We start from the raw sequence: 24,768 nt of genomic DNA, 5'->3' as shown, positions 1-24,768 counted from the left end.
CGACCCCATCGGCCCCCCCCGGTAACCGGCACTTAAGAAGCGCTGGTTGGGTTGGTGCTGGAGTTCGACGGTGCCACTGGCGTTGGCGCGGTGGAGGCTGTCGAGGTTGTTGCTGTCGGCGTAGGAGCAGCCGAAGCGGATGGCGCTGGCGCTGGCGTCGCTGGCTTGGCAGCAGGGGCCGGAGCCGGCTTGGCAACAGCGGTCGGTTTTTTCACGGCAGGTTTCGCTGCTGGTTTCGCTGCCGGTTTTGCTGCTGGCTTTGCAGCGGCGGGTTTTGCTGCCGGTTTCGCCGCGGCAGGTTTTGCGGCGGTGGCTGGTTTGGCCGCAGCGGTTTTAGCCGCTGGTTTTGCAGCAGGTTTCGCAGCTGCTTTCGCCGCCGGTTTGGCCGCTGGTTTTGCAGCAGGCTTGGCAGCGGTTTTCGCCACGGCAGGTTTGGCAGCCGGTTTCGCAGCGGCAGTTCTAGCGGCTGGTTTGGCGGCTGCGGTTTTGGCTACGGCAGGTTTCGCAGCGGCGGTTTTGGCGGCCGGTTTCGCGGCCGCTGTTTTGGCAGCAGCTGGCTTGGCAGCAGGTTTGGCAGCAGCGGTTCTAGCAGCCGGTTTTGCAGCACTGGCCGCGACAGGTTTTTTCGCTGCAGAGGTTGCAGCAGGTTTGGCTGCGGCTTTCACCGGTGCCTTGGCGGCAGGTTTGGCGGCAGGCTTGGCCGGTGCTTTTGCGGCAACCGGTTTGGCAGCAGCTTTCTTCGCAGGAGCCGCAGCTGGTTTGGCCGAACGCAGGGACAACGCCTTGCCGACAGCCTCTTGAACGCGACCAACACCCTGGGCCAGTTTCAGGCTTTCCTGGGCGTCGCGCTTGAGTTGCAGGATGTAGCCGCGAGTTTCCGATTGACGATCCTTGAGTGCATCAAGCAGGTCCTCGAGCTCTTTCACCGCGCCCTTGGCCTTGGCTTGTGCCTTGGCCTTTCCGGCCGCCGCTGCGTCCTGCAATTTGGTGCGGGATTTGTGCAGTTTCTCTTGCGCTTTTCCGCGCTGCTTTTCCAGTTTGGCGAGCAATTTCTCAGCATCAGCCAAAGCTTCGGAACAAGCGTTTTCCAGATGCTCGAGCAGGCTGCCCGAGAGTTGTTGGAGCAGGTGCAACGGAGTACTTACAGGCTTCTTGGTGGCCGACATGGTTTACCTCCTGGCTGGGGTGAGTGCGGCTCATACTAGACCTCTGCTGCTACCGCCGCTAGGGCATCTTGACAGTATCCAAAGCGCTGCGTTGCAACGAACTGAAAATGTTCTGCGCTGGCGCAAAAGCAGTTCACCTTTGAATGCATTCGCACTGGCATAATCGGCCGCATCCCAGGCTGGAGAGTGTCGATGTCGCGCTACCTGTTTTTATCGTTTTGCGTGTTTTTTTCCGTAGCCCAAGCCGCCGAAAAAAACCCGGAAAAAGACGCTCACGATCTCGCTTACAGCCTGGGAGCAAGTCTCGGCGAGCGCTTGCGCCAAGAGGTTCCTGACTTGCAGATTCAGGCACTGGTCGACGGATTGCAGCAGGCCTATCAAGGCAAGCCACTGGCGTTGAAGGACGAGCAGATCGAACAGATTCTGAGCGAGCACGAAGCGCGGGTGAGCATGCAGACGCCTGCGCCGCAAAACACGTTGGCGCTGGAAAGCGAGCAAAACTTTCTCGCCAGGGAAAAAGCCAAACCTGGCGTTCGCGAATTGGCGGATGGAATCCTGCTGACCGAGTTGGCACCGGGTAACGGCACCAAGGCCGGACCAAACGTAAAGGTCCAGGTGCTTTACATCGGGAGACTTCCTGACGGCACAGTGTTCGACCAAAACAATCAACCGCAATGGTTCAGTCTCGATAGCGTGATCAGCGGCTGGCGCAGCGCGCTGCAAAACATGCCGGTCGGTGCCAAATGGCGCCTGGTGATTCCATCATCGCAGGCTTATGGCGCCGACGGTGCCGGCGACCTGATCGCCCCCTTCACTCCCCTGGTATTCGAAGTCGAATTGCGCGACGCCTCCAGCTGAAAGCACAAACGAAAAACGGTGCGCCATGGCGCACCGTTTTCATGTTTTGCGGGGAGAACGATCAGGCCTGAACCGAATCTTCTTCCTTGTGAGCGGTATGCAGCACTTCGATCAGGCAGTCTTCCAGTTCGAAGCGCTCATGCAGCAAGCCACCCAGCGTCTTGAACTCATCAGCAACACACTTCCCGGCATCGCACAGGTCGTTGAACGCGAGGAGTTTCTCGGTGATGACGTCGATGCGTGGGTAGATGGTCTCGGCGAGTTCCAGGCCACGCTTGTCGTTGAAGGCCTTGGCCTCCCCCGTCAATTGTTCGTAGATCTCGAAGTGGCCGGCGGATACGTAATCGACCAGGACGCCGCAGAACTCTTGCAAGGGCTTGCGGTTCTCGGACAGTGCCTCAGGTTTTGCTCCGAGCTTGTCGTACGCATCGATCAGCTCTTTACGCTCTAGCAACCAGCGGTCAATCAGCAGATGAACTCCACCCCAACGTTCCTGAGCATTCTGACAACTTTCGAGCATGGCGGTCTCTCTTCCCTTGTGGGTCATGCTGCTCTACACCTGTCACACACTTGAGAATCAAGATCGACCAGGCAGAGCGTCATCGAGCAACATAAATCCAATGACACGTGCGGGCCAGATTATGCCCGCACGACGGTGGCTTCAAGGTACTCAGACGATAAAGTTCATACAAGTGTTTAATCTTTGGCAAGCACCCGATGCGACGACTCGCCGCCGAGCGGTCGTCTGCTGGCGCTCAAGGCCAGGCCAATCAGCTGATAAATTCCCGGAATCATCACCGCTACGAAGAACAGCAGGCTCCATTCCGGAATGCTCAAATCGAACAACGTCCAGGCTATCCGCGGGCAGTCGACGGCACTCTGGAACAACTGCTGCGCAACCCGTAACCACGGGGCGCTGGTAAATACCTCGGCAAGGTCGGGCGAGCAGGCGGAAAGTTGATGCACTGGGTCGCTTTGCAGCAACACCTGGCGCCAGGCCGTGAATGTGCCCAACAGGCCGCAGAACAGCCCGAGCAGCCAATACACAAAGGCCCCCAGGCGACCGGGACCGTGCACCGAAGCTATCAGGCTCAAACCGGTCAACAGCGCCAGGCAAGCCCGCTGCAACAGACACAAGCCACATGGCTGGAGGCCGACTGCATATTCCAGGTAATAGGAAACGCCCAAGGCCAGGGCGCCTGCGATGAACACAGTGAAAAACAGGGAGCGGGGGCAGGCCAACGACATGGCGTTTCCGTAACAATAAGAGTCCGACAGCTACGGTAGTGGAAACTGCGCAACCCTTACAAGGCGGGCAGATGCAGACACTTCAGCAAATACGTTAGGAAATCCCGACAGGCATCGGAGGATAAGATGCAATGGTCTGTAGGACTTTGCTGAAGCGGGATTGTGAAGGGAGAATTCCGACAGACTCTGGAGCAGCGGATCGCCCATTCGAGCGATCCTTCACTCAGTGGTCAAACGCGAGCCAACACCGGCAACGGTGCCGCCAGCAAGCGCTCATCGAGCAAGCCCAGGCCTTCCTGGAATAGCTGGTTGCTGCGTTCGGTGTCTCCCATCTGTGCCAGCAGGCGGGCCAGTTCGGCGCATGCTTCCGGATTGCGCTGTACCCGCAGACTGCTTTCCAGATAATCCCGGGCCTTGCCCCACAGGCTGCTTTGCAGACACAGGCGACCCAGCGTCAGCAACAGGCCAGGATCTGTCGGATGATCCTTGAGCCAGCCCTCGGCGAGTTGCAGCTGGCGAGCCGGGTCACTGCCGCGTACCAATCCATAAAGGCGCGCCAGATGACTGTCATAGTTACGCTTCAGCGCCGTGCGCAAGACTTCTTCGGCCTGCACCTGGGCCCCCAGTTGCCGCAGCTGCTCGGCATAGGCGAGCACCAATTGCGGCTCTTGGCGCTGAGCCGAGGTCAGCTGTTGCCACGCGCGATCGAGCGCCTGTAAACCGAGCGCCCCTTCCACGTCCTTATGCGCCGCCAGGGACAGGTTCTCACCCCAGGCTCGACGCTCCAGTTCGGCCAGTTCAGCCGCTGGCAGGACTTTGTCCTTGCGCAGCTCAGGCAGCAAGCGAATCACTGCCGACCAATCACCTCGCTGCTGATGCAGGCGCTGCAACTGACGCAGCGTCTGTGCGTTATGCGGATGACGCTCGTGCATGGCCTGCAGGGTCACCAGGGCGCCCTCGGTATCACCACGATCGGTCTGCAACTGCGCGTGATTCAAGGCAATCGCCAACTCGGCCTGGGGCTGACGCTCCAGAGCACGCTCCAGCAGGTTGTCACTTTCTTCGTATCGACCTTGTTCGTTCGCGGCCCGTGCAGCCCCGAGGTAGTAAAGCAGCGGCTGGCGCTCGGCTTCTGCGGCCCGATGCAAATGACGCTGCGCGCTGGCCCAGCGACCTTCGGCCAGGTCCAGTTGCCCATGCTCTATCGCCACCTGGATCCGGCGACTGCGATTGCGCCGTGACCACGGGTTGACCACGCCACCGGAGGTCGTCACCAGTTCGATCAACGCCTTGATGCCCCAGAAGACCAGCCAGAGAACGGCGATCAAGGCCAGGGTTGCCCACAGGCTCGATTCGTAGCGAAAGCTCTTGTAGGCGATCAGGACGTAGCCTGAATGCTCGGCGATGGCCAAGCCCAGCGCAGCCGCAGCCGCAATGGCCAGGAACACGATCACATAGAGGCGTTTCATGGGGTGGCCTCCTGCGCGGTATTCGCGGCAGGTTTGGCCAGCGGCTTGATCGAGTCCTCGGCGTTGACGTTACGCCGCTCCAGATAGCCCTGGACCGCACTCAGGGTGCCAGTCAGGTCCGGGGTGACCACGGAGACCGGCTGCTTGCTCAGTTCCGCTACCTGTTCGAGCATCACTTTGCTCTGGGGATTGTCCGGGTTGAAGTTGCCCTTGAGCACATCCCGCGCCTCTGCCAAGGCTTGCGAATACACCGCTGCCTGACCGTTGAGCGCAGCCCATTGCGCCTGCTCCAGCGCCAGGCTCAGGGCGAGGCGAACCTGACTCAGGCTCTGCCCGGCCAGCAAAGGACGAACATTCTTGTCGGCGTTGAAATCGATACGGATGTAGCGCGAGATCTGATCCCACCATTGCGCCCAGCGGCTGGCGCCGTCGCCATCGGCGGTCAGTCCCAGCAAGGATTCGCCGCGATCCTTGTACTCGGGCGCGAGCTCGGTCAGGTTGATCACCTGGTCGCGCAACGCCCCCAGTCGCAGGAACAAACCGGTGCGATCCGGCTGTTCGGTGCTGCGCAGGGCCACCAGGGTCTTGGCCACTTGCTCGCGAGCGGCAAAGGAGCCAGGGTCATTCTGTTCACGGAGAATTTCATCGGCGCCTTGCACCAGGGCTTGGGCGCTGCTGATGTCCTGCAGGGCCGAAAGACGCAGGCTGGCCAGACGCAGCAAGTGCTCGGCCTCTGCCAGTCGCCAATCCTTGCGGCTGGCGCCGAGGACGGTTTCCAGGCGTTGATTGAGTCGCTGCTGATCACCCTGAAGCTGAACCACCAGCCGACTGCGCTCTTCCAGCACATCGGCGCCGGGCAGTTGCTCCAGACGCGCGCTTAGGCGTTGATCATTGAGTTTCAGGCTCTGCGCCTCGTCACTCAACGCCTGCACCTGACCCAACTGCTGTTGGTTGATCGCTTGCAGGTGACGCACCTGCCAGACCCCCCAACCACCCACCGCGACACCGGCGGCGCCCAGCAGCAGCGCGACGATGGCCAGCCCATTGCCGCGGCGCTGCACCGCAGCAGGTGGCGGCTGCATTTCATCAACCGGCGCTTCAAGCACTGGCCGGACGTCATCTTTTGGCAAGGCTGTTTCGCTCACGTATCCATCCTTTGCATTAGAGAACGGGTTCGGGATACTCCCGCAACGCCGTCAGCAATGCCGTGGCGCTGGCGCCACGACAATCCACAACTGTTTGGGCTCCGGCGGCACGTGCCAGCTCGGCGACCCTGGGGCTTGGTACAAACAACGGCAACCGCGACAACTGCGGCCAGGCATCGCCAGCCAATTGATGCAGGTGCTCAAAACCTTGTCCACTGCTGACCACCAGTGCATTCAGGCGTTCCGTTTCGATCCGCTGCTCCAAGGCTGCCGAGGGGTATTGCGGCAGCTCGCGGCGGTACAACTCCAGATACTCGACACTAGCACCTGCCTCGCGCAAACGCTCAGCCAGCAGTTCACGCCCGCCCTCCCCGCGCAAAATCAGCACACGCGGATCAGGCCCGGCGAGAGCCTCGCGCAAACTCGCAAGCTCGAGCAAGGCTTCGCTGTCGTCGCCCTCCTCCGGAAAGCTCACGTCCATGCCGTGATCCTGAAGAATCCGTGCCGTCGCGCAGCCGACGCTAAACCACTTCACACGCGGTGCTTGAGAGCAAAATCGCTCGAGCAGTTCGACGCCGATTCGCGCAGCGGGCTTGCTGACCACAATCACCGCACTGTAGCGATCGAGCTCGCGGATCACTTCGCAGATTGTGTCAGAGACAGGGATCGGCACTATGTCTAAAAGCGGCAAGCTACTGCTGAAAATCCCCTGGTCGGCCAAAAGACTGGCCAACGCCGCCGACTCATCCGCCGGACGCGTCAGCAGCAGGCGCCAGCCCGTCACTCGTGGCCTGCCTCGCCATAGACCGCTTTCAGAATTTCGGCGGCGCCCTGGCTCAAAAGGTCTTCGGCCACTTGCACCCCCAACGCCTCGGCGTCACCACGCGGCGCTCGGGCCTGGGCACTGAGCAGCAGGCCGCCACTCGGATCTCCCACCAGGCCACGCAACCAGACCTGTTCACCCTCAAGCACGGCGTAGCAGGCGATCGGCACCTGGCAGCCGCCATTGAGGTGTTTATTGAGGGCACGTTCGGCGCTCACGCGAGTCGCGGTGTCCTGGTGATGCAGCGGTGCGAGCAGTGCGTGGATTTCGCTGTCGGCGGTGCGACATTCGATGCCCACTGCGCCCTGGCCACCGGCCGGCAGGCTGTCGTCGACACTGATGGCCGAGGTGATGCGATCTTCAAAGCCCAACCGGATCAAGCCGGCGGACGCAAGGATGATGGCGTCGTATTCGCCAGCGTCGAGCTTGGCCAGGCGCGTGTTGACGTTGCCGCGCAGGAAGCGGATCTCCAAATCCGGACGACGGCTCAGCAACTGGGCCTGGCGGCGCAGGCTCGACGTGCCAACGATGCTGCCCGCAGGCAATGCATCGAGGCTGGCGTAAGTGTTGGACACGAATGCATCGCGAGGGTCTTCGCGCTCGCAAATACAGAACAGGCCGAGACCTTCGGGGAAGTCCATCGGCACGTCTTTCATGGAATGCACGGCGATGTCGGCTTCGTTTTCCAACAGCGCGGTTTCCAGTTCCTTGACGAACAGGCCCTTGCCGCCGATTTTCGACAGGGGTGAGTCAAGCAGCTTGTCGCCGCGACTGACCATGGGTACCAAGGTCACGAGCAGACCCGGATGGGCCTGTTCCAGACGGGCTTTGACATATTCGGCCTGCCACAGGGCAAGAGCGCTTTTGCGGGTGGCGATGCGGATCTGGCGAGAGGACATGGATCAATCCGTACTGAATAGATACGGCGGATAATAACAGCTCAGCCAAATCCACTTTGACTTGTATCAGAAACTACTCGGCCTCCCTGGCCCCGGATATCCGGCAATCGGGTGTGAAGTCCGCCAGCAACCAGCGAATCAAAGCTGTTGCATCATTTTCCGCACGCCGGCCACGTGGCGTCGGCTGACGATCAATGCATCGCCGTTCAGGCCCTTTAGAAACAGCTGGAAATGCCCCAGCGGTGTTCGTTGCAACCGTTCGATGCGCTCGCGAGCGACCAGTGCGTTGCGGTGAATACGCACGAAACGGTCACCGAACTCATCTTCAAGGGCTTTGAGCGGCTCATCCAACAGCACCTCACCGCTTTCGTGACGCAAGGTCACGTACTTGTGGTCGGCAATAAAATAGACCACCTGGTCCAGCGGGATCAGTTCGATCCCCTTGCGGGTACGAGCACTGATATGGCTGCGCGGGCCGTTGCCACTTTCGGCGGCAGGGCGAGTCAGGGCGGCGAGTTGGCCACGATTGGGCCGTTCGGCTTTTTTCAACGAGTCATGTAATTGTTCAGTTCGCACAGGTTTCACCAGATAGCCTACGGCGCTGGCCTGTAAGGCTTCCACGGCAAATTCATCGGGCCCCGTGCAAAACACCACGGCGGGCGGGGTTTCACGTTCGCACAATCGCGCGGCCACTTGCAGGCCATCGAGGCCTGGCATGCGGATATCAAGAAGCACGATATCCGGCTTGTGGCTGTCGATCAGTGCCAACGCTTCATCGCCGTTCGTAGCGCTGGGCTCCAGGACACTGTATCCCTCGAGCTCGCCAACCATTCGGCTCAGGCGCTCGCGGGCAAGGGGGTCGTCATCAACGATCAGGACATTCATATTGCGCTGGATTCCTGCGTGAGTCTCGCACAAGGATAGCGTAGACAGGTGAAGTGACGTCCGTCACCGCGATCCACGCTAAGACTAGCGCGAGCGTCAAAAAGTGCCGCTGGTCGGGCAGCTAAATTTTTATCTGCCGGGCGATTAGCGGCCCAGGCCCGCTTTGGCGACACATCGCCACAGGGTTTGCTGATACGCAATATGAACACCCCCTCTTCTTATAGTCCTCTTGCGCACCGAGAAGTGCGCTCATCCTACTGTCCAACTGTAGACGGTTGCCGGAACGTTATTGCTCAATTGAAAAATATCGTTGTGCAAATTGTTCGCACACAGGCTCTGACACCCTGGGCAATGAAAACCAGTCGACCAGTGCCAGCGACAGGATTGGCAACCCTGTTATTATCCGCGGCAGCTTTCAACGCCATCTTTCTACAGCCGATACGAGCGAATTCATGAGCACTGACAAGACCAATCAGTCCTGGGGCGGCCGCTTCAGTGAACCCGTCGACGCCTTCGTCGCCCGCTTCACCGCCTCCGTCACCTTCGACCAGCGCCTGTATCGCCACGACATCATGGGCTCGATCGCCCATGCCACCATGCTGGCCAAGGTCGGTGTGCTGACCGATGCCGAGCGCGACAGCATCATCGATGGCCTGAAGACCATCCAGGGTGAAATCGAGGCCGGCCAGTTCGATTGGCGCGTCGACCTCGAAGACGTGCACATGAACATTGAGGCACGCCTGACCGACCGCATTGGCGTGACCGGTAAAAAACTGCACACCGGCCGCAGCCGTAACGACCAGGTCGCCACCGACATTCGACTGTGGCTACGTGACGAAATCGACCTGATCCTCGGCGAAATCACCCGCCTGCAAAAAGGCCTGCTGGAGCAGGCCGAGCGCGAAGCGGGTAGCATCATGCCTGGCTTCACTCACCTGCAGACGGCTCAGCCGGTGACCTTCGGGCACCACATGCTGGCCTGGTTCGAAATGCTCAGCCGCGACTACGAGCGCCTGGTCGACTGCCGCAAGCGCACCAACCGCATGCCACTGGGCAGCGCCGCGCTGGCCGGCACCACCTACCCGATCGACCGCGAATACACCGCCCAACTTCTGGGCTTCGACGCCGTGGGCGGCAACTCGCTGGACAACGTGTCCGATCGCGACTTCGCCATCGAGTTCTGCTCAGCGGCCAGCATCGCGATGATGCACTTGTCGCGCTTCTCCGAAGAGCTGGTGCTATGGACCAGCGCGCAGTTCCAGTTCATCGATCTGCCGGACCGTTTCTGCACCGGCAGCTCGATCATGCCGCAAAAGAAAAACCCTGACGTGCCGGAGCTGGTACGTGGCAAGAGCGGTCGTGTATTCGGCGCGCTGATGGGCCTGCTGACCTTGATGAAAGGCCAGCCCCTGGCCTACAACAAGGATAACCAGGAAGACAAGGAACCGCTGTTCGACGCCGCTGACACACTGCGCGACTCGTTGCGTGCCTTTGCCGACATGATCCCGGCGATCAAGCCAAAGCACGCGATGATGCGCGAAGCAGCCCTGCGCGGCTTCTCCACTGCCACCGACTTGGCCGACTACCTGGTACGCCGCGGCCTGCCTTTCCGCGACTGCCATGAAATCGTTGGCCATGCCGTGAAATACGGCGTGGAAAACGGCAAGGACCTGGCGGAAATGAGCCTGGAAGAACTGCGCAAGTTCAGCGACCAGATCGATCAGGACGTGTTTGCCGTGCTGACCCTGGAAGGTTCGGTCAACGCCCGTAACCATATCGGCGGGACAGCGCCAGCACAGGTCCAGGCCGCCGTAGCACGCGGTCAGGCACTGCTCGCCAGCCGCTAAAAGCTAAAAGCTTCGCGAGCAGGCTCGCTCCCACATTGAATGGTGTTCACACATCAAATTCTGTGGGAGCGAGCCTGCTCGCGATGACTGAGTTCAGAACACTACAATCTACTTCTTGGACGCGATCATCGCCATGAACGCTGGCATCGCCGCCTCCTTGTCCGCCGCAATTCGCTGAACATTCGGGTTATCGCCCAGACGCTCCAGTAGCGCCTTGGCTGCCGGCAGCTCAGCCAACAGATCAATATCGAACAGCTTCTTCGCTACTCCGCACGCCAGCGGCACGCTGTACAGGAAATAAAGATCCGCCACGCTCAGGTTTTCGCCTGCCACGTAGGGGCTGAATTTTCCGTGCCGGCCTAGCGCCGCAATACCCTGCAATAGTTCGGCCTTGGTTTTTTCCTTGATCGCATCCGGTAGCGTCATGCCAAAAAACGCTTCGGGATAAGAGGCACGCGCCGGTAGCTCGATATACAGCTCGATCTCCTTGGCCAGCGCCAGCACCTGCGCCCGCTCAAAGGGGTCGCTTGGCAGCAATGACTTGCCACCCTGGCTTTGCTCGATGTATTCGAGAATCACACTGGTTTCATTGATGAATCCCTGCTCTGCCTGCAGTACCGGAACTTTTCCGCGCGGGCTGATGGCCAACGCCTCAGGGCTGGTGCCCGCGTAAAACGGCACTTCTTCGAACGGCAATCCTTTCTCCAGCAGCGCCAGCTTGACCATGTTGTAGTAGTTGCTGACGGAAAAACCATAAAGCTTGAGCATCACATAGCCTCCAGGCTGTGCGGGGGGGTGGGCAGTGCCTGTTTATAGAATGCTCCGGGCTTTCTTTCCAGCAGCATCACGCGGCTGAATGCAGTTAAACTGATGAACTTTCCCAGAGGAGCCTGCCATGACCGAGCCAACCGATATCGATAACGACGAAGAAGAATTCGCCGAAACCACGCTGACCGAAGCCATCGAGAACCAGATCGAAAGCGACAATCCGCCGGCTGCCAAAGCGACCTTCAACAAGCTGACGCTGGTGGGCTACGAGCGCGAAGACATCCTCAATCTGATGGCTCACGTTTTGGCCATAGAAATCGACACGATGCTCGACGAAGACCGCGCGTTCAATACCGAATGGTACGAAGCCGCGCTGCGGGCTCTGCCCGAGTTGCCGCCGGAAAAGAAATAACCCTGTCACGAACACTGGACATGCCGCACAAGTGGGATCACCTTAGGGACGCTGTCGCCAAATTCCTAGAAAGTCTGGAGTCCTTATGTCGCTTACCCCTGAGTTGGTTGCCGAACTGGAAGTCCTCGCACTCTTCAACCTGGACAGTTCCCAGGAAGGTTTGAAAATTCATCAAACCGCTGCCCCGAAACACATTGCCGCTGCCAAACGCCTGCATGAAAAAGAACTGATCGACCAGCCTGATGGCGGTTACCTGACCAGCCTGGGTCGTGATGCCGCGCAAAACGTGCAAACCGTGCTCACCATTCTGAGAGCCGAAGAAACAGCCTGAATTCCCCTGCACCGCCCACGGAAACTCCTGCTCAAGGATTTCCGCGGGCGCACTTTGTAGCCCGCTTTCGTAACACGATACAAATCTGACGCCAGAAATAAAAAATCAGCTTAAAAGTCCCGGGGCCCAGGCGCTAAACTGCCCCTCATCCCGAGAGCCTCCACGTCCGAGCCCTGCGAGCCGGTTTGAGCTGACATGACCCGCACCCATGAAATCCGCCCCGATCTGGACCAGGGAATTGACCGCAAGGTGCTCAGCCAACTGCGCGCACGCTTCCTCAAGCTCAACGAGGGGCGCATGGCCCGTGCCATGGAAGGGTTGTCGACGCGCCAGCAAGGGGTATTGAACCTCCTTCCGCTGTTCTTCCATGTCAATCACCCATTGCTGCCGGGTTACGTTTCGGGCGGCACGCCGGCCGGGCTGTCGAATTTCGAGCCGGATGCCAACGTCCTCGCCGAAGCCCAGCGCCTGACCCGCTCCTTTTCCTATAAGCCGCGCCACGGCAGCAATCCACCACGGCCGATTCACGGCCTGTTCCTGATGGGTAGCCTCGGCACCCTGGCCCAGGCCGACCAGAGCGATATGGATGTGTGGGTCTGCCACAGTCCGGACCTGAGCGAAAACGAACTGACCGAGTTGCGCCGCAAATGCCATCTGCTCGAAGCCTGGGCTGCGACCCAGGGCGCCGAAGCGCACTTTTTCCTGATCGATCCGGTCCGTTTCGTAAAAGGCGAGCGCGACGGCCAGTTGAGTTCGGAAGACTGCGGTACCACCCAGCATTATCTGCTGCTGGACGAGTTCTATCGCACTGCGATCTGGCTGGCGGGGCGCACGCCGATCTGGTGGCTGGTGCCGGTGTATGAGGAAGCCAACTATGCCCAGTACACCCATACCCTGACGTCCAAGCGCTTCATTCGCGCCGATGAAACCCTGGACCTGGGCCATCTGGCCCGCATTCCGCCCGGCGAGTTCATTGGTGCCGGGCTCTGGCAGCTGTTCAAGGGCATCGAGTCGCCGTACAAGTCGGTGCTCAAACTCCTGCTGATCGAGGTGTACGCCAGCGAACACCCCAGAGTCCAATGCCTGAGCCTGCGTTTCAAACAGGAGGTGTTCGCCAATCGGCTCGACCTCGATGAGCTGGACCCGTACGTCGTGGTCTATCGGCGCATCGCGCAGTACCTCATCGCCCGCAACGAACCGGAGCGGCTGGAGTTGGTGCGCCGGGCGCTGTACCTGAAGGTCAACCGCAAACTCACCGGCACCGGTGGGCGCACCCAGGGCTGGCAACGCTCATTACTTGAGCGCCTGGCCCACGAATGGCAATGGGATCAGCGCCAGTTGGCCCTGCTGGATAGCCGCAGCCAGTGGAAAGTCCGCCAGGTCATCTCGGAGCGCCGGGCCCTGGTCAACGAACTGAATTTCAGCTATCGCTTCCTGACCCAGTTTGCCCGCCATGAACAAACCATCAGCCCGATCAACAAGCGCGACCTCAGCGTACTGGGCAGGCGACTGTACGCAGCGTTTGAACGCAAGGCGAACAAGGTCGAGTTCATCAACCCCGGAATCGCCCCGGACCTGGCCGAAGATACCCTGACGCTGGTGTACGCGCCGAGCAGGAAAGAACCGGACCAAAGCCAGTGGGGCTTGTACAACGGCAGCCTCACCGCCCTTGAGTGGGAACATTTCGCCCCGATCAAACGCAGTCGCCATTTAATCGAGCTACTCGCCTGGTGCCACCGCAACGGCGTGATCGACAGCAGCACCCGCCTGGCCTTGCACCCGGGCAGCAGCGACCTCAGCGAATTCGAGCTGTTCAACCTGCTTGGCAGCCTGCAACAAAGCATTCCCCTGCCACTGCCGGCCGTCGCCGAAAAAGCCCTGCTGCGTGCCAGCGCGCCCAGCGAAGTGCTTATTCTGGTAAACGTTGGCATCGATCCACTCAAGCACCACCGCGAACTGAACATCCTGATGACCACCGAGCGCACCGACTCCTTGAGCTACGCAGGCGTAAAGGAAAACCTGGTGCTGACCCTGGACCAGGTCACGCTCAACAGCTGGAACGAGGTGCTGGTCAGCCGCTACGACGGTCCCCACGCCCTGCTTGATTGCCTACGCGACTATCTCAACGCTCTGCCTGGTGGGCCACGCCAACCCAGGTTGAGAGTCCGTTGTTTCTGTCACAACCGTGCGCAATTCATTGCCCAGCGCGTCGAAGACATTCTCGAAACCGCGCAGAACCTGCTGCTGAGCAATCTCAATCACCGCTATCTGATCCAGGTCCAGCAGCATTACCACGTACTTGAGCTGATACCCGGCCAGGTCAATCACATCACGCAGGCCACGCTGCCGGGACTGCTGGACTGTCTCGGCGAAGACCGGGCGAGCTACAGCCCGCTGCACCTGGACCCGATGGCATTGGACGACCACGACCTGTCCTTGCTGCTGCCGATGGGTCGGCCCGGCTGCATCCAGGTGTTCTACCGGGTCAATGAAGCACAGGCCGATCTGTACGTGCTCGACGAATTCAATGCCCTGTGGCAGCAACGCCTGCCGTGGCATGACGAGCAAAGCCTGCTGGCGCCGCTGCAGCGTTTCCTGCAATCGATCCAGTACCGGCGCGACGCCGCGTTGCCAATGGACACGGCTCAGCCTGCGAACCTGGACACCCGGTATTACCAACTGCTGCCTTCGGGTACAGGCCGGGCGCGGCGGGTGGATGCGCGGTCGGCACCGCAAACCCCGGCCAACAAACCCTTCTATGACGTACAGGCGATCGTCGGCAAAGCCGCTCCGGGCAAGTTGCAGGTCACGTTGTATTGCAATCAGCGGGAGTTTAGCGAGCTGGAACATGGCGACCAGCTGTTCAGCGTGGTCGCCCGGGAAATCGTCGAGCAGCGCCACGAGACCGAACGCTACCGCTGCTACATCACCGATCTGGACCTGTCAGGCCTGCTCGGTGATGGTCAGGGGTCAAGCAATCTGTATCTGCGCTACAAGGCCGACCTAGAGCGCGCATTGAACGAGGCGCTCGGGCAGGTCTGAAAGGGCGTCACTCGGGGAAGGAGCCGCCATTGGCTGGCTGCGATTCGACTTCAAGCAGGGTCAGTTTCAACGTCTTGCCGCCCGGTGCTGGCCAGTCGATGTGCTGGCCGACTTTCAGGCCCAGCAACGCGCTGCCGACTGGCGCCAGAATGGAAATCTTGCCCTCATCGGCGTTGGCATCCTTCGGATACACAAGCGTCAGGTGGTAGTCCTTGCCACTGCCTTCTTCACGGCAATGCACGCGGGAATTCATGGTCACGACATCGGCGGGCACTTCATCGTGGCCGACCACTGTATCGGCGCGATCCAGTTCGGTTTGCAGCGCGATAACGCCCGGCAGCGATTCATCCAGGCTGTCGATCAGACGCTCCAGACGCTGAACGTCTAGACGGGTAAGGGTGATGGAAGGTGCGGTCATGATCAGGGCAGACTCCTTTCTTCTGCACGAAAAAAGCAAAACCCCGCCAGAAAAAGGCGGGGTTTTCACAAGCCTCGATGGGTTGAGGCGTTTCTGGACACTATCACAGCTCAAAAAATATACAAGCCGCCACCGGCGTACGGCTGTGTGTCCCTACCGGGGAGTGTCGGTGGTTTTGCGTTGCGAGGCCTGGGCGCAGATCACCCGGCGGCGTTCGTCATCCGCCGAGCGCCATTCGCGTATGTCTTCCACATGACGGAAACACCCGAGACAGACCTTCTGCTCGTCCAGCCGACACACGCCGCTGCACGGGGAAGGCACCGCCGGGCTGACGTTGCTGTAAAGCGGCTTGGGAGGGCGAGCAGGCGCGGACTGGGTCACGAGATTACAGGCCTTCGAAATCGAGCTCGACGTCAGCCTGCTGCTTGACGATACGTTCAAGCATCTCGCCCAACTGCTCTTCGCTCTTGTCGCACATCCAGCGCTCGCTTTCTTCGTCGTAGTCGAAGTGGAAGCCGCCGGACACAGCTGCCAGCCACAGCTGGCGCAGGGGCTCCTGGCGACTGAAAATCAGTGCGGTTCCGTTTTCAAATTTGACGGTCAGTACACCGGCCGAACTCTCCAGATCGATATCCAGGTCGCTTTCGTCAAAGATGTCTTCCAGTTTTTCCTGGGTGGCATCGACCAGATCGTGGAAACGGGCTTCGGACAAACTCATTGCGGCAACCTCAAAAAATGTCTGATCAGGCTCAAGCGCCGCAAGATACGGACGCTGCTTGCCGAATGCAAAGGATTACTAATTGTGGGAGCGAGCCTGCTCGCGAAGAGGTCGGCACATGCAACATCATAGCTGCCGGACCCACCGTTTTCGCGAGCAGGCTCGCTCCCACAGGGACTCCATGATACCGACTGGCATCTTGCAAGGCCCGCCGGACGGGAGCCCCGTCGCATAGGCAAGCTGCCGGGTGGCCGGTATACTCCGGCGCAATTAATGCATTTTCAAGGATTTCGCCATGAAGCGCCTGATCTCTTCCCTTGCTGCGCTCCTCGCGGTTGCCTGCCTTGTGTCGGCCTGCGGTCAAAAAGGCCCGCTGTACCTTCCCGATGAAGATCAGGACCCTGCAGAGCAAGCCAAGTCCTCGCAAAAGCAGCCCTCCAAGTCGCACAAGCACGACGTCTACCAATAAGGGAACATCATGGACGCTTTTAACTACCGTGACGGTGAACTGTTCGCGGAAGGTGTTGCACTGTCTGCTATTGCCGATCGTTTTGGTACACCGACCTACGTTTACTCGCGTGCGCACATCGAAGCCCAATACCTGGCTTATGCCGATGCCCTGGTCGGTATGCCTCACCTGGTTTGCTTTGCGGTCAAGGCCAACTCCAACCTGGGTGTGCTGAATGTCCTGGCGCGTCTTGGCGCCGGTTTCGACATCGTTTCCCGTGGCGAACTGGAACGTGTGCTGGCCGCTGGCGGCAGCGCCGACAAGATCGTGTTCTCCGGCGTCGGCAAGACCCGCGACGACATGCGTCGTGCGCTGGAAGTCGGCGTGCATTGCTTCAACGTCGAATCCACCGACGAGCTGGAACGCCTGCAAGTGGTGGCCGCCGAGCTCGGTGTTCGTGCGCCGATCTCCCTGCGCGTCAACCCGGACGTCGATGCCGGTACCCACCCGTACATTTCCACCGGTCTCAAAGAGAACAAGTTCGGCATCGCCATCGCCGACGCCGAAGACGTGTACGTGCGAGCCGCCCAACTGCCTAACCTGGAAGTGGTTGGCGTCGATTGCCATATCGGCTCGCAACTGACCACCCTGCCACCGTTCATCGATGCCCTCGATCGCCTGTTGGGCCTGGTCGACCGCCTCGGTGACTGCGGCATCTACCTGCGTCACATCGACCTCGGTGGTGGCCTGGGTGTGCGTTATCGCGATGAAGAGCCGCCATTGGCTGGCGACTACATCAAGGCCGTGCGTGAACGTCTCGACGGTCGCGACCTGTCGCTGGTCTTCGAACCGGGCCGCTTCATCGTCGCCAATGCCGGCGTGCTGCTGACCCAGGTCGAGTACCTCAAGCACACCGAGCACAAGGATTTCGCCATTGTCGACGCAGCCATGAACGACCTGATCCGCCCGGCGCTTTACCAGGCTTGGATGGACGTCACCGCCGTGCGCCCGCGCAATACCGCTGCGCGTCCCTACGACATCGTCGGCCCGATCTGCGAGACCGGCGATTTCCTGGCCAAGGAGCGTGAGCTTGCCCTGGAAGAAGGTGACCTGCTGGCCGTGCATTCGGCTGGCGCCTATGGGTTTGTCATGAGTTCCAACTACAACACCCGCGGCCGCGCCGCCGAAGTGTTGGTGGACGGTGATCAGGCATTTGAAGTGCGTCGCCGTGAGACGGTAGCCGAGTTGTTCGCTGGCGAAAGCCTGCTGCCGGAGTAAAACCATGCTGCTGCGTTTTACCAAGATGCACGGCCTGGGCAATGACTTCATGGTCCTCGACCTGGTCAGCCAGCACGCGCATATACTGCCCAAGCATGCCAAGCAATGGGGCGACCGGCATACCGGCATCGGTTTCGACCAACTGCTGATCGTCGAAGCTCCGAGCAACCCGGACGTTGACTTCCGCTATCGGATCTTCAACTCCGACGGCTCCGAAGTGGAACAGTGCGGCAACGGTGCACGCTGTTTCGCCCGTTTTGTGCTCGATAAGCGCCTGACCGCAAAACGGCAGATCCGTGTCGAAACCAAAAGCGGCATTATCGAGCTCGATGTTCGCAGCGATGGCCAGATCAGTGTCAACATGGGCGCTCCACGCCTGGTGCCGGCCGACATTCCGTTCCAGGCGCAAGAACAGGCCCTGAACTATCAGGTCGACGTCGATGGCACGCCCGTCGAATTGGCCGCCGTGTCCATGGGCAACCCCCATGCCGTGGTGCGGGTCAGCGATATCAACAACGCACCGGTGCATGAACTGGGGCCGAAAATCGAGCATCACCCGCGCTTTCCGGCACGGGTCAATGTCGGTTTTCTCCAGGTTATCGACCGGAGCCGTGCGCAGTTGCGCGTCTGGGAGCGCGGGGCTGGTGAAACCCAGGCCTGCGGTACCGGCGCCTGCGCCGCCGCAGTCGCTGCGATCAGCCAGGGGTGGATGGATTCGCCACTACTGATCGACCTGCCTGGCGGGCGCTTGTCCATTGAATGGGCAGGCCCTGGCCAACCGGTCATGATGACCGGCCCGGCAGTGCGCGTTTATGAAGGACAAGTGCGTCTTTGAGTGAGCCACAACCATGACCGATAAGCCTCAGGTACCCGCCCGACAGCCCGACGAATCACCGTCCGAAAGCCTGGAGGCGGCGGCCATTGCCGCGTACCTGGAGGCTCATCCGGACTTCTTCGTCGAGCACGAAGACCTGCTTGCATCCTTGCGCATCCCCCACCGGCGCGGTGATACCGTTTCGCTGGTGGAGCGGCAGATGACCATCCTGCGCGACCGCAACATAGAACTGCGTCATCGCCTCTCGCACCTGATGGATGTGGCCCGCGACAATGACCGCCTGTTCGACAAGACCCGCCGCCTGATTCTCGCCCTGCTCGACGCGACGAGCCTCGAAGACGTGGTGATCTGCGTCGAAGACAGCCTGCGCCAGGACTTCCAGGTTCCCTTCGTCAGCCTCATCCTGCTGGGCGACAACGCCATGCCGGTGGGCCGCTGGGTGACCCACGCCGAGGCACAAGTGGCCATCGGTGGTTTGCTGCAGGAAGAAAAGAGCGTCAGCGGCACCCTGCGCGAGCATGAACTGGACTTTCTGTTCGGCGAAGAACAGTGCGAGCAGATTGGCTCCACCGCCGTCGTTGCCATCAGCCATCAAGGCATCCACGGCATACTGGCCATCGCCAGCCGTGATCCGCAGCACTACAAGAGCTCGGTGGGCACGCTGTTCCTGAGCTACATCGCCGAAGTCATGGGCCGCGTGCTGCCACGGTTCAACAGCTCCCTGCGCTCGGTACGCTGAAAATGGAACGGCAACTGGACGCTTACTGCGAACACCTGCGCAGTGAGCGGCAGGTGTCGCCGCACACGCTATTGGCCTATCGCCGCGACCTCGACAAAGTGCTGGACTGGTGCGTCAAACAGAACATCGCCAGTTGGGCGGCCCTGGACATCCAGCGCCTGCGTAGCCTGGTCGCCCGCCTGCATTCACAAGGCCAATCGTCGCGCAGCCTGGCGCGTCTTCTGTCGGCAGTACGCGGGCTTTATCACTACCTGAACCGCGAAGGTCTCTGCGACCACGATCCGGCCAATGGCCTCGCACCGCCCAAGGGCGAGCGCCGCTTGCCGAAGACCCTCGATACTGATCGTGCGCTGCAACTGCTGGAAGGCGGCGTGGAAGACGACTTCCTGGCGCGCCGGGATCAGGCGATCCTTGAGCTGTTCTACTCCTCCGGACTGCGCTTGTCGGAGCTGACCGGGCTCAATCTCGATCAGCTGGATTTGGCGGACGGCATGGTCCAGGTGCACGGCAAGGGCAGCAAGACCCGTCTGCTGCCTGTGGGCAAAAAAGCTCGCGAGGCGCTGGAACAGTGGCTGCCACTGCGAGCCTTGGCCAATCCGGCAGACGATGCGGTGTTTGTCAGCCAGCAAGGCCGGCGCCTGGGGCCGCGGGCGATCCAGTTGCGGGTCAAGGCGGCGGGCGAACGCGAACTGGGGCAAAACCTGCACCCACACATGTTGCGACACTCCTTCGCCAGCCACCTGCTGGAGTCCTCCCAGGACCTGCGGGCGGTGCAGGAACTGCTCGGCCACTCGGATATCAAGACCACCCAGATCTACACCCATTTGGATTTCCAGCACCTGGCAACCGTCTACGACAGCGCCCACCCACGGGCCAAACGCATTAAAGGCGACGATTCATGACTCTCCAACTGATCACTTTCGACCTCGATGACACCCTGTGGGACACCGCCCCGGTGATCGTCAGCGCCGAAGCCGTATTGCGGGAATGGCTGACTGAACATGCGCCCAACCTTGGAGCGATACCGGTGGAGCATTTGTGGGCCATTCGCGAACGCATCCTGAGCATCGAGCCAAACCTCAAGCACCGTATCAGCGCCCTGCGCCGGCGCGTGTTGTTTCACGCATTGGAAGAAGCCGGATACGCTCACGCTGAAGCGTCGGACCTGGCCGATCAGAGCTTCGAAGTGTTCCTGCATGCCCGGCATCAGCTGGAAATCTTCCCGGAGGTGCAACCCACCCTCCAGGCACTGGCCAACCATTACACCCTTGGCGTGGTCACCAACGGCAACGCCGACGTGCGCCGGCTGGGGCTGGCGGACTACTTCAAGTTTGCGTTGTGTGCCGAAGACATCGGCGTCGCCAAACCCGATGCGCGCCTGTTCCATGAAGCGCTGCAGCGCGGTGGTGCAACCGCAGAGACGGCGGTGCATATCGGTGATCATCCAGGGGATGACATCGCCGGTGCGCAACAGGCAGGGTTGCGGGCGATCTGGTTCAACCCGGCGGGCAAGGTCTGGGAAAACGAGCGTTTGCCGGATGCCGAGATTCGCAGCCTGACCGAGTTGCCAGCGTTGTTGGCGCGGTGGAATGCAACCTCAGCCTGACATAGCAACCTGTGGGAGCGGGCTTGCCCGCGAAGGCGTCGTGACAGTCAATAAAGGTGTCGACTGACAAACCGCATTCGCGGGCAAGCCCGCTCCCACATTGGGTCTCGTTGAGCCCAGAGTTTTATTTCAGGCATGAAAAAGCCCGCAGCGACGGCGGGCTTTTTCAGCAAGCGCGTAGCAGGCTCAGATAGGCCGGCTGCCGTACTTGTTGTCTGGCTTCTTGGGAGGATCGGCGACCACATTGGCCTCCACTTCCTGCACCTTGCCACCACGAGCCAGGAACTCCTCCATGGCCTTGGCCAGGGCGTCACGTTCCTTGTTCTTGGCTTCGACACTCGGCAGCTCATCGACCGATACCGCTGCCTTGGCTTTGCCTTTGGCGGTCGGAACGGGGGCATCACCGCCGTCGTCTTCAGCGACGTCTTCCGCCGCTGCTTCCAGACCTTCTTCGGTTTCGTCGTCGTCGCCTACTTCGAGGTCGTCGTTTTCCAGATCATCGTCGCTCATGTTCTACCTCATGACTTGCGAAAAGCAGATTAGTTATAGCCCAGCTTTGCCCTCTGTCGAAGGCTGCCGGAAAAAAATCAACAGCCGCTGCTGACCAGCGGTTATGCCCCTTCACCGTGCAAGGTGGCGAGGACTTTACGGGCACCGCCATGATCACGGTGCTCGCCCAGGTAAACGCCTTGCCAGGTCCCTAACGCCAGTCGACCCGCCGAAATCGGCAAACTGAGCTGACAGCCAAGCACACTGGCCTTGAAATGCGCCGGGAGGTCGTCCAGGCCTTCGTCGTTATGCTCATAGCCGTCTGTTCCTTGTGGGATCAGACGATTGAAAAATCGTTCGAAGTCGCGACGTACCGCCGGATCGGCGTTCTCGTTGATGGTCAACGACGCCGAGGTATGCTGTATCCACAAATGCAACAGACCGACCCGGCACGCCTTGAGTTCAGGCAGGCCAGCGAGTAACTCGTCCGTTACCAGATGAAAGCCCCGGGGCCTCGCCCGAAGGGTTATCAGAGTCTGTTGCCACATACAGTTCTCCGCACGTCCGGGGCGCATTCTAGCGCGCTCAGGGAAAAAACAAAGGCCCTGATCATCCTTCAATCATGTAAGCCATTGGCGGCACAAAAACTCGCATCGCAAACGTCGTAAAAGCTGTAAGAAAAAACCTTTCAGCCTTTGCTTCAATGACAAACTCCAGACGAAAAAATGCCCGGCAAGCCGGGCAAGATTTTTTCATGCGCGTGCTTACAAGTTGTAGCCGCGTTCGTTGTGAAGCGCCAGATCGATGCCGACCGCTTCTTCTTCCTCGGTGATCCGCAGGCCCATCACGGCGTCCAGGACCTTGAGGATGATGAAGGTGACGATGGCGGTGTAGATCACCGTGAAGCCCACGCCTTTGCACTGAATCCATACTTGTGCGGCGATGTCGGTCACGGTGCCGAAGCCGCCCAGGGACGGTGCAGCGAATACACCGGTCAGGATCGCGCCGAGAATACCGCCGATACCGTGCACGCCAAAGGCGTCCAGGGAGTCGTCATAGCCGAGCTTGCGTTTCAGGGTAGTGGCGCAGAAGAAGCACACCACGCCCGCTGCCAGGCCGATAACCAGGGCACCCATCGGGCCCACGGTGCCAGCAGCAGGAGTGATCGCAACCAGACCGGCCACGACACCCGAAGCGATACCCAATGCGCTTGGCTTGCCGTGGGTGACCCACTCGGCAAACATCCAGCCCAGCGCAGCGGCGGCGGTCGCGATCTGAGTGACCAGCATCGCCATGCCGGCAGTGCCATTGGCCGCCGCAGCGGAACCGGCGTTGAAACCGAACCAGCCGACCCACAGCATGGCCGCACCCATCAAGGTGTAACCCAGGTTGTGCGGGGCCATCGGCGTGGTCGGGAAACCTTTGCGCTTGCCCAGCACCAGGCAGGCAATCAGACCGGCCACACCGGCGTTGATGTGCACCACGGTGCCGCCAGCGAAGTCCAGCACGCCCCAGTCCCACATCAGGCCGCCGTTGCCGGACCAGACCATGTGCGCGATCGGTGCATACACCAGGGTGAACCAGATGCCCATGAAGATCAGCATCGCGGAGAACTTCATGCGCTCGGCGAAGGCACCGACGATCAGCGCCGGGGTAATGATGGCGAACGTCATCTGGAAGGTGATGAACACCGCCTCAGGGAACAGCGCCGCAGGGCCGGTCAGGCTGGATGGCGTGACACCGGCGAGGAAAGCCTTGCCCATGCCACCGAAGAAGGAGTTGAAGTTGACGACGCCCTGCTCCATGCCGGTGGTGTCGAACGCAATGCTGTAGCCATAAATGACCCACAGGACGCTGATCAGGCCGGTAATGGCGAAGCACTGCATCATCACCGACAGAATGTTCTTGGAGCGCACCATGCCGCCGTAGAACAGCGCGAGGCCGGGAATGGTCATGAACAGCACGAGGGCTGTCGAGGTCAACATCCAGGCGGTGTCGCCGGAGTTGAGGACTGGGGCCGCCACTTCGTCTGCCGCCAAGGCCAGGCTGGGCATTACGAAGGACAACAGGGCTCCTAGCCCTGCGAATTTACGCAGAGTCATTTTGTTTTCTCCTGGGGCGTTGGGTTTGTGGCGGCTTAGATTGCGTCGGTATCGGTTTCGCCGGTACGGATGCGAATCGCCTGTTCCAGATTGACCACGAAGATCTTGCCGTCACCGATCTTGCCGGTGTTGGCCGCCTTGGTTATCGCCTCGATAACCCGGTCGAGATCCTTGTCGTCAATGGCGACATCAATCTTCACCTTTGGCAGGAAATCGACCACATACTCCGCGCCGCGATACAGCTCGGTGTGACCCTTCTGCCGACCGAAGCCTTTGACTTCAGTAACGGTAATGCCCTGCACGCCGATCTCGGACAACGACTCGCGCACGTCGTCCAACTTGAACGGCTTGATGATGGCAGTGACTAGCTTCATGAAAACTCTCTCCCGAATTTGATGGACTTGCCCCAGGAAAACAAACCCGTCTCAAGTCTAAGCGCAGTGCCTGGCTTTGTAACGCATCGTCGGCCTTACCTGCCCGTACGACGCCAGCTAACCGCTCCTTGCGAAACACTCCCCGCGTCTCGCCTGGCGCACTGCATTCGTCACAGCGACTGCATCAGTGCATGGGTCATCAGCATCTAAGCAGAAAGCTTGCCATCTCCACAAAACACTTTGATTTCAAGCCTTTGCCAACAGATCGCAACCACTTCACGACAACACCCAACGCGTTACGCACAACAACGGTGCGATACCGTCCGTCCCCATGCTCGAAAAGCGTGCATCCCTTGCCCGCGAATTTGACTATAGACACTGCGTGGTACACTGCCGGGCATTGCTACCAGGACATTCCCCCATGCTCGCGCCCAAAGACTTCCTCGACGCCCTGACAGGCACCGCCTCCCGCCTCTTCAGCGGCGACACTCCACTGCCGAAAAGCGAAATCGAAAGCCAGTTCAAGGCATTGTTGCAGAGCGGATTCAGCAAGCTGGATCTGGTCAGCCGCGAAGAGTTCGATAGCCAGATGGTCGTGTTGGCACGCACCCGGGCACGGTTGGAGGCTCTTGAGGCGAAAGTGGCGGAGCTGGAAGCGAAGCTGAGCCCACCAGCGGAAACTGAATAACTGAATAACTGAAGTAACTGATCCTTCCCATGCTCTGCGTGGGAATGCTTCCAGGGACGCTCCGCGTTCCGCCTCTGAAGCGACGCGGAGCGTCACCGTAATATCCCGTGAAAGTTTGCCCGCCTAACCACTCCACCAATCCCCTCTCCCCCGTCTACCCTTGAAAAACCCGCAGGAAGC

Annotated in this window: 28 protein-coding genes; 12 read left to right on the top strand and 16 right to left on the bottom strand. The window is 60.3% G+C overall.

Features of this window, described 5'->3' with window-relative positions; genetic code table 11:
- Nucleotides 1-32: 32 nt before the first annotated feature.
- Nucleotides 33-1,166: an AlgP family protein gene (locus AC3WWR_RS20965; protein ID WP_492599028.1), complete on the bottom strand. Its 1,134-nt coding sequence runs from the start codon at nt 1,164-1,166 to the stop codon at nt 33-35.
- A 192-nt stretch (nt 1,167-1,358) separates the two neighbouring features.
- On the opposite strand from AC3WWR_RS20965, the gene AC3WWR_RS20960 reads away from it, so the two are divergent.
- Nucleotides 1,359-2,024, top strand: a complete 666-nt coding sequence (locus AC3WWR_RS20960) for an FKBP-type peptidyl-prolyl cis-trans isomerase (RefSeq protein WP_033040662.1) — start codon at nt 1,359-1,361, stop codon at nt 2,022-2,024.
- A 61-nt stretch (nt 2,025-2,085) separates the two neighbouring features.
- Here AC3WWR_RS20960 and AC3WWR_RS20955 read toward each other — a convergent pair whose 3' ends face one another.
- From AC3WWR_RS20955 to AC3WWR_RS20925, 7 genes are all read right to left on the bottom strand, one after another.
- Nucleotides 2,086-2,544: an Rsd/AlgQ family anti-sigma factor gene (locus tag AC3WWR_RS20955; protein WP_033039380.1), complete on the bottom strand. Its 459-nt coding sequence runs from the start codon at nt 2,542-2,544 to the stop codon at nt 2,086-2,088.
- A 176-nt stretch (nt 2,545-2,720) separates the two neighbouring features.
- Nucleotides 2,721-3,272: a disulfide bond formation protein B gene (locus AC3WWR_RS20950; RefSeq protein ID WP_020799326.1), complete on the bottom strand. Its 552-nt coding sequence runs from the start codon at nt 3,270-3,272 to the stop codon at nt 2,721-2,723.
- A 230-nt stretch (nt 3,273-3,502) separates the two neighbouring features.
- The gene (locus AC3WWR_RS20945) at nt 3,503-4,741 is read right to left on the bottom strand and encodes a heme biosynthesis protein HemY (RefSeq protein WP_020799327.1); all 1,239 of its coding nucleotides are present in this window, start codon (nt 4,739-4,741) and stop codon (nt 3,503-3,505) included.
- Nucleotides 4,738-5,886, bottom strand: coding sequence for a uroporphyrinogen-III C-methyltransferase (locus AC3WWR_RS20940; protein WP_151143724.1), 1,149 nt, complete (start codon nt 5,884-5,886; stop codon nt 4,738-4,740). Before AC3WWR_RS20940 ends, AC3WWR_RS20945 begins: the two co-directional genes overlap by 4 nt.
- A gap of 16 nt (nt 5,887-5,902) precedes the next feature.
- The gene (locus tag AC3WWR_RS20935; RefSeq protein WP_033039378.1) at nt 5,903-6,670 is read right to left on the bottom strand and encodes a uroporphyrinogen-III synthase; all 768 of its coding nucleotides are present in this window, start codon (nt 6,668-6,670) and stop codon (nt 5,903-5,905) included.
- Nucleotides 6,667-7,608: a hydroxymethylbilane synthase gene (gene hemC, locus AC3WWR_RS20930; RefSeq protein WP_020799330.1), complete on the bottom strand. Its 942-nt coding sequence runs from the start codon at nt 7,606-7,608 to the stop codon at nt 6,667-6,669. The genes AC3WWR_RS20935 and hemC overlap by 4 nt, the downstream gene beginning before the upstream one ends.
- A gap of 138 nt (nt 7,609-7,746) precedes the next feature.
- Complete coding sequence (locus AC3WWR_RS20925; protein ID WP_020799331.1) at nt 7,747-8,493, bottom strand: LytR/AlgR family response regulator transcription factor; 747 nt, start codon at nt 8,491-8,493, stop codon at nt 7,747-7,749.
- Between the two features lie 452 nt (nt 8,494-8,945).
- Here AC3WWR_RS20925 and argH point away from each other — a divergent pair, with 452 nt between their 5' ends.
- On the top strand, nt 8,946-10,340 hold the full coding sequence (gene argH, locus AC3WWR_RS20920; RefSeq protein ID WP_492599027.1) for an argininosuccinate lyase: 1,395 nt from the start codon (nt 8,946-8,948) through the stop codon (nt 10,338-10,340).
- A gap of 108 nt (nt 10,341-10,448) precedes the next feature.
- Here the strand turns inward: argH and AC3WWR_RS20915 are convergent, their stop codons facing one another.
- Nucleotides 10,449-11,108: a glutathione S-transferase family protein gene (locus AC3WWR_RS20915; protein WP_033039370.1), complete on the bottom strand. Its 660-nt coding sequence runs from the start codon at nt 11,106-11,108 to the stop codon at nt 10,449-10,451.
- Between the two features lie 127 nt (nt 11,109-11,235).
- Between AC3WWR_RS20915 and AC3WWR_RS20910 the strand changes: the two genes are divergently transcribed.
- The 3 genes from AC3WWR_RS20910 (at nt 11,236) to AC3WWR_RS20900 (ending at nt 14,893) form a co-directional block, all read left to right on the top strand.
- Nucleotides 11,236-11,520, top strand: coding sequence for a hypothetical protein (locus AC3WWR_RS20910; protein WP_020799334.1), 285 nt, complete (start codon nt 11,236-11,238; stop codon nt 11,518-11,520).
- 85 nt (nt 11,521-11,605) lie between these two features.
- Nucleotides 11,606-11,851: a TIGR02647 family protein gene (locus tag AC3WWR_RS20905; RefSeq protein ID WP_008066390.1), complete on the top strand. Its 246-nt coding sequence runs from the start codon at nt 11,606-11,608 to the stop codon at nt 11,849-11,851.
- A 195-nt stretch (nt 11,852-12,046) separates the two neighbouring features.
- Entirely contained in the window at nt 12,047-14,893 is a 2,847-nt protein-coding gene (locus AC3WWR_RS20900) for a class I adenylate cyclase (RefSeq protein WP_454866363.1), read from the top strand.
- A gap of 7 nt (nt 14,894-14,900) precedes the next feature.
- Here AC3WWR_RS20900 and rnk read toward each other — a convergent pair whose 3' ends face one another.
- From rnk to cyaY, 3 genes are all read right to left on the bottom strand, one after another.
- Nucleotides 14,901-15,311, bottom strand: coding sequence for a nucleoside diphosphate kinase regulator (rnk, locus tag AC3WWR_RS20895; RefSeq protein WP_020799336.1), 411 nt, complete (start codon nt 15,309-15,311; stop codon nt 14,901-14,903).
- 153 nt (nt 15,312-15,464) lie between these two features.
- Nucleotides 15,465-15,692, bottom strand: coding sequence for a DUF1289 domain-containing protein (locus AC3WWR_RS20890; RefSeq protein ID WP_081648183.1), 228 nt, complete (start codon nt 15,690-15,692; stop codon nt 15,465-15,467).
- Nucleotides 15,693-15,696: 4 nt separating this feature from the next.
- Nucleotides 15,697-16,029 (bottom strand): iron donor protein CyaY, encoded by a 333-nt coding sequence (gene cyaY / locus AC3WWR_RS20885; RefSeq protein WP_020799338.1) that lies wholly within the window; start codon nt 16,027-16,029, stop codon nt 15,697-15,699.
- A 295-nt stretch (nt 16,030-16,324) separates the two neighbouring features.
- Between cyaY and lptM the strand changes: the two genes are divergently transcribed.
- The 6 genes from lptM to AC3WWR_RS20855 are packed head-to-tail and all read left to right on the top strand — an operon-like array spanning nt 16,325 to nt 20,935.
- Nucleotides 16,325-16,498, top strand: a complete 174-nt coding sequence (lptM, locus tag AC3WWR_RS20880) for an LPS translocon maturation chaperone LptM (protein WP_020799340.1) — start codon at nt 16,325-16,327, stop codon at nt 16,496-16,498.
- 9 nt (nt 16,499-16,507) lie between these two features.
- Nucleotides 16,508-17,755 (top strand): diaminopimelate decarboxylase, encoded by a 1,248-nt coding sequence (gene lysA / locus AC3WWR_RS20875; protein ID WP_492599026.1) that lies wholly within the window; start codon nt 16,508-16,510, stop codon nt 17,753-17,755.
- A 4-nt stretch (nt 17,756-17,759) separates the two neighbouring features.
- Nucleotides 17,760-18,590 carry a diaminopimelate epimerase gene (dapF, locus tag AC3WWR_RS20870; protein WP_020799342.1) on the top strand — a complete coding sequence of 277 codons (831 nt, stop codon included), beginning with the start codon at nt 17,760-17,762 and terminating at the stop codon, nt 18,588-18,590.
- Between the two features lie 13 nt (nt 18,591-18,603).
- Entirely contained in the window at nt 18,604-19,329 is a 726-nt protein-coding gene (locus tag AC3WWR_RS20865) for a DUF484 family protein (RefSeq protein WP_492599025.1), read from the top strand.
- A 2-nt stretch (nt 19,330-19,331) separates the two neighbouring features.
- A complete protein-coding gene (gene xerC, locus AC3WWR_RS20860) occupies nt 19,332-20,231 on the top strand; it encodes a tyrosine recombinase XerC (RefSeq protein ID WP_020799344.1) in 900 nt (299 codons plus the stop codon).
- The gene (locus AC3WWR_RS20855) at nt 20,228-20,935 is read left to right on the top strand and encodes an HAD family hydrolase (RefSeq protein WP_033039360.1); all 708 of its coding nucleotides are present in this window, start codon (nt 20,228-20,230) and stop codon (nt 20,933-20,935) included. Before xerC ends, AC3WWR_RS20855 begins: the two co-directional genes overlap by 4 nt.
- 186 nt (nt 20,936-21,121) lie before the next feature.
- On the opposite strand, the gene sutA is transcribed toward AC3WWR_RS20855, so the two are convergent.
- The 4 genes from sutA to glnK all read right to left on the bottom strand — a co-directional run bounded on the left by sutA (nt 21,122) and on the right by glnK (nt 23,900).
- Entirely contained in the window at nt 21,122-21,445 is a 324-nt protein-coding gene (gene sutA, locus AC3WWR_RS20850) for a dormancy-specific transcriptional regulator SutA (protein WP_007980816.1), read from the bottom strand.
- Between the two features lie 101 nt (nt 21,446-21,546).
- Complete coding sequence (locus AC3WWR_RS20845; protein WP_033039357.1) at nt 21,547-21,972, bottom strand: secondary thiamine-phosphate synthase enzyme YjbQ; 426 nt, start codon at nt 21,970-21,972, stop codon at nt 21,547-21,549.
- Nucleotides 21,973-22,188: 216 nt separating this feature from the next.
- A complete protein-coding gene (locus tag AC3WWR_RS20840; RefSeq protein WP_020799347.1) occupies nt 22,189-23,526 on the bottom strand; it encodes an ammonium transporter in 1,338 nt (445 codons plus the stop codon).
- A 35-nt stretch (nt 23,527-23,561) separates the two neighbouring features.
- A complete protein-coding gene (glnK, locus tag AC3WWR_RS20835) occupies nt 23,562-23,900 on the bottom strand; it encodes a P-II family nitrogen regulator (RefSeq protein ID WP_002555808.1) in 339 nt (112 codons plus the stop codon).
- Between the two features lie 421 nt (nt 23,901-24,321).
- On the opposite strand from glnK, the gene AC3WWR_RS20830 reads away from it, so the two are divergent.
- Nucleotides 24,322-24,588 (top strand): accessory factor UbiK family protein, encoded by a 267-nt coding sequence (locus AC3WWR_RS20830; RefSeq protein ID WP_020799348.1) that lies wholly within the window; start codon nt 24,322-24,324, stop codon nt 24,586-24,588.
- Nucleotides 24,589-24,768: the final 180 nt, after the last annotated feature.

It is taken from the genome of Pseudomonas sp. EB271-G4-1, from assembly GCF_058791355.1.
This window is presented reverse-complemented; position numbering and strand designations above follow the sequence as displayed.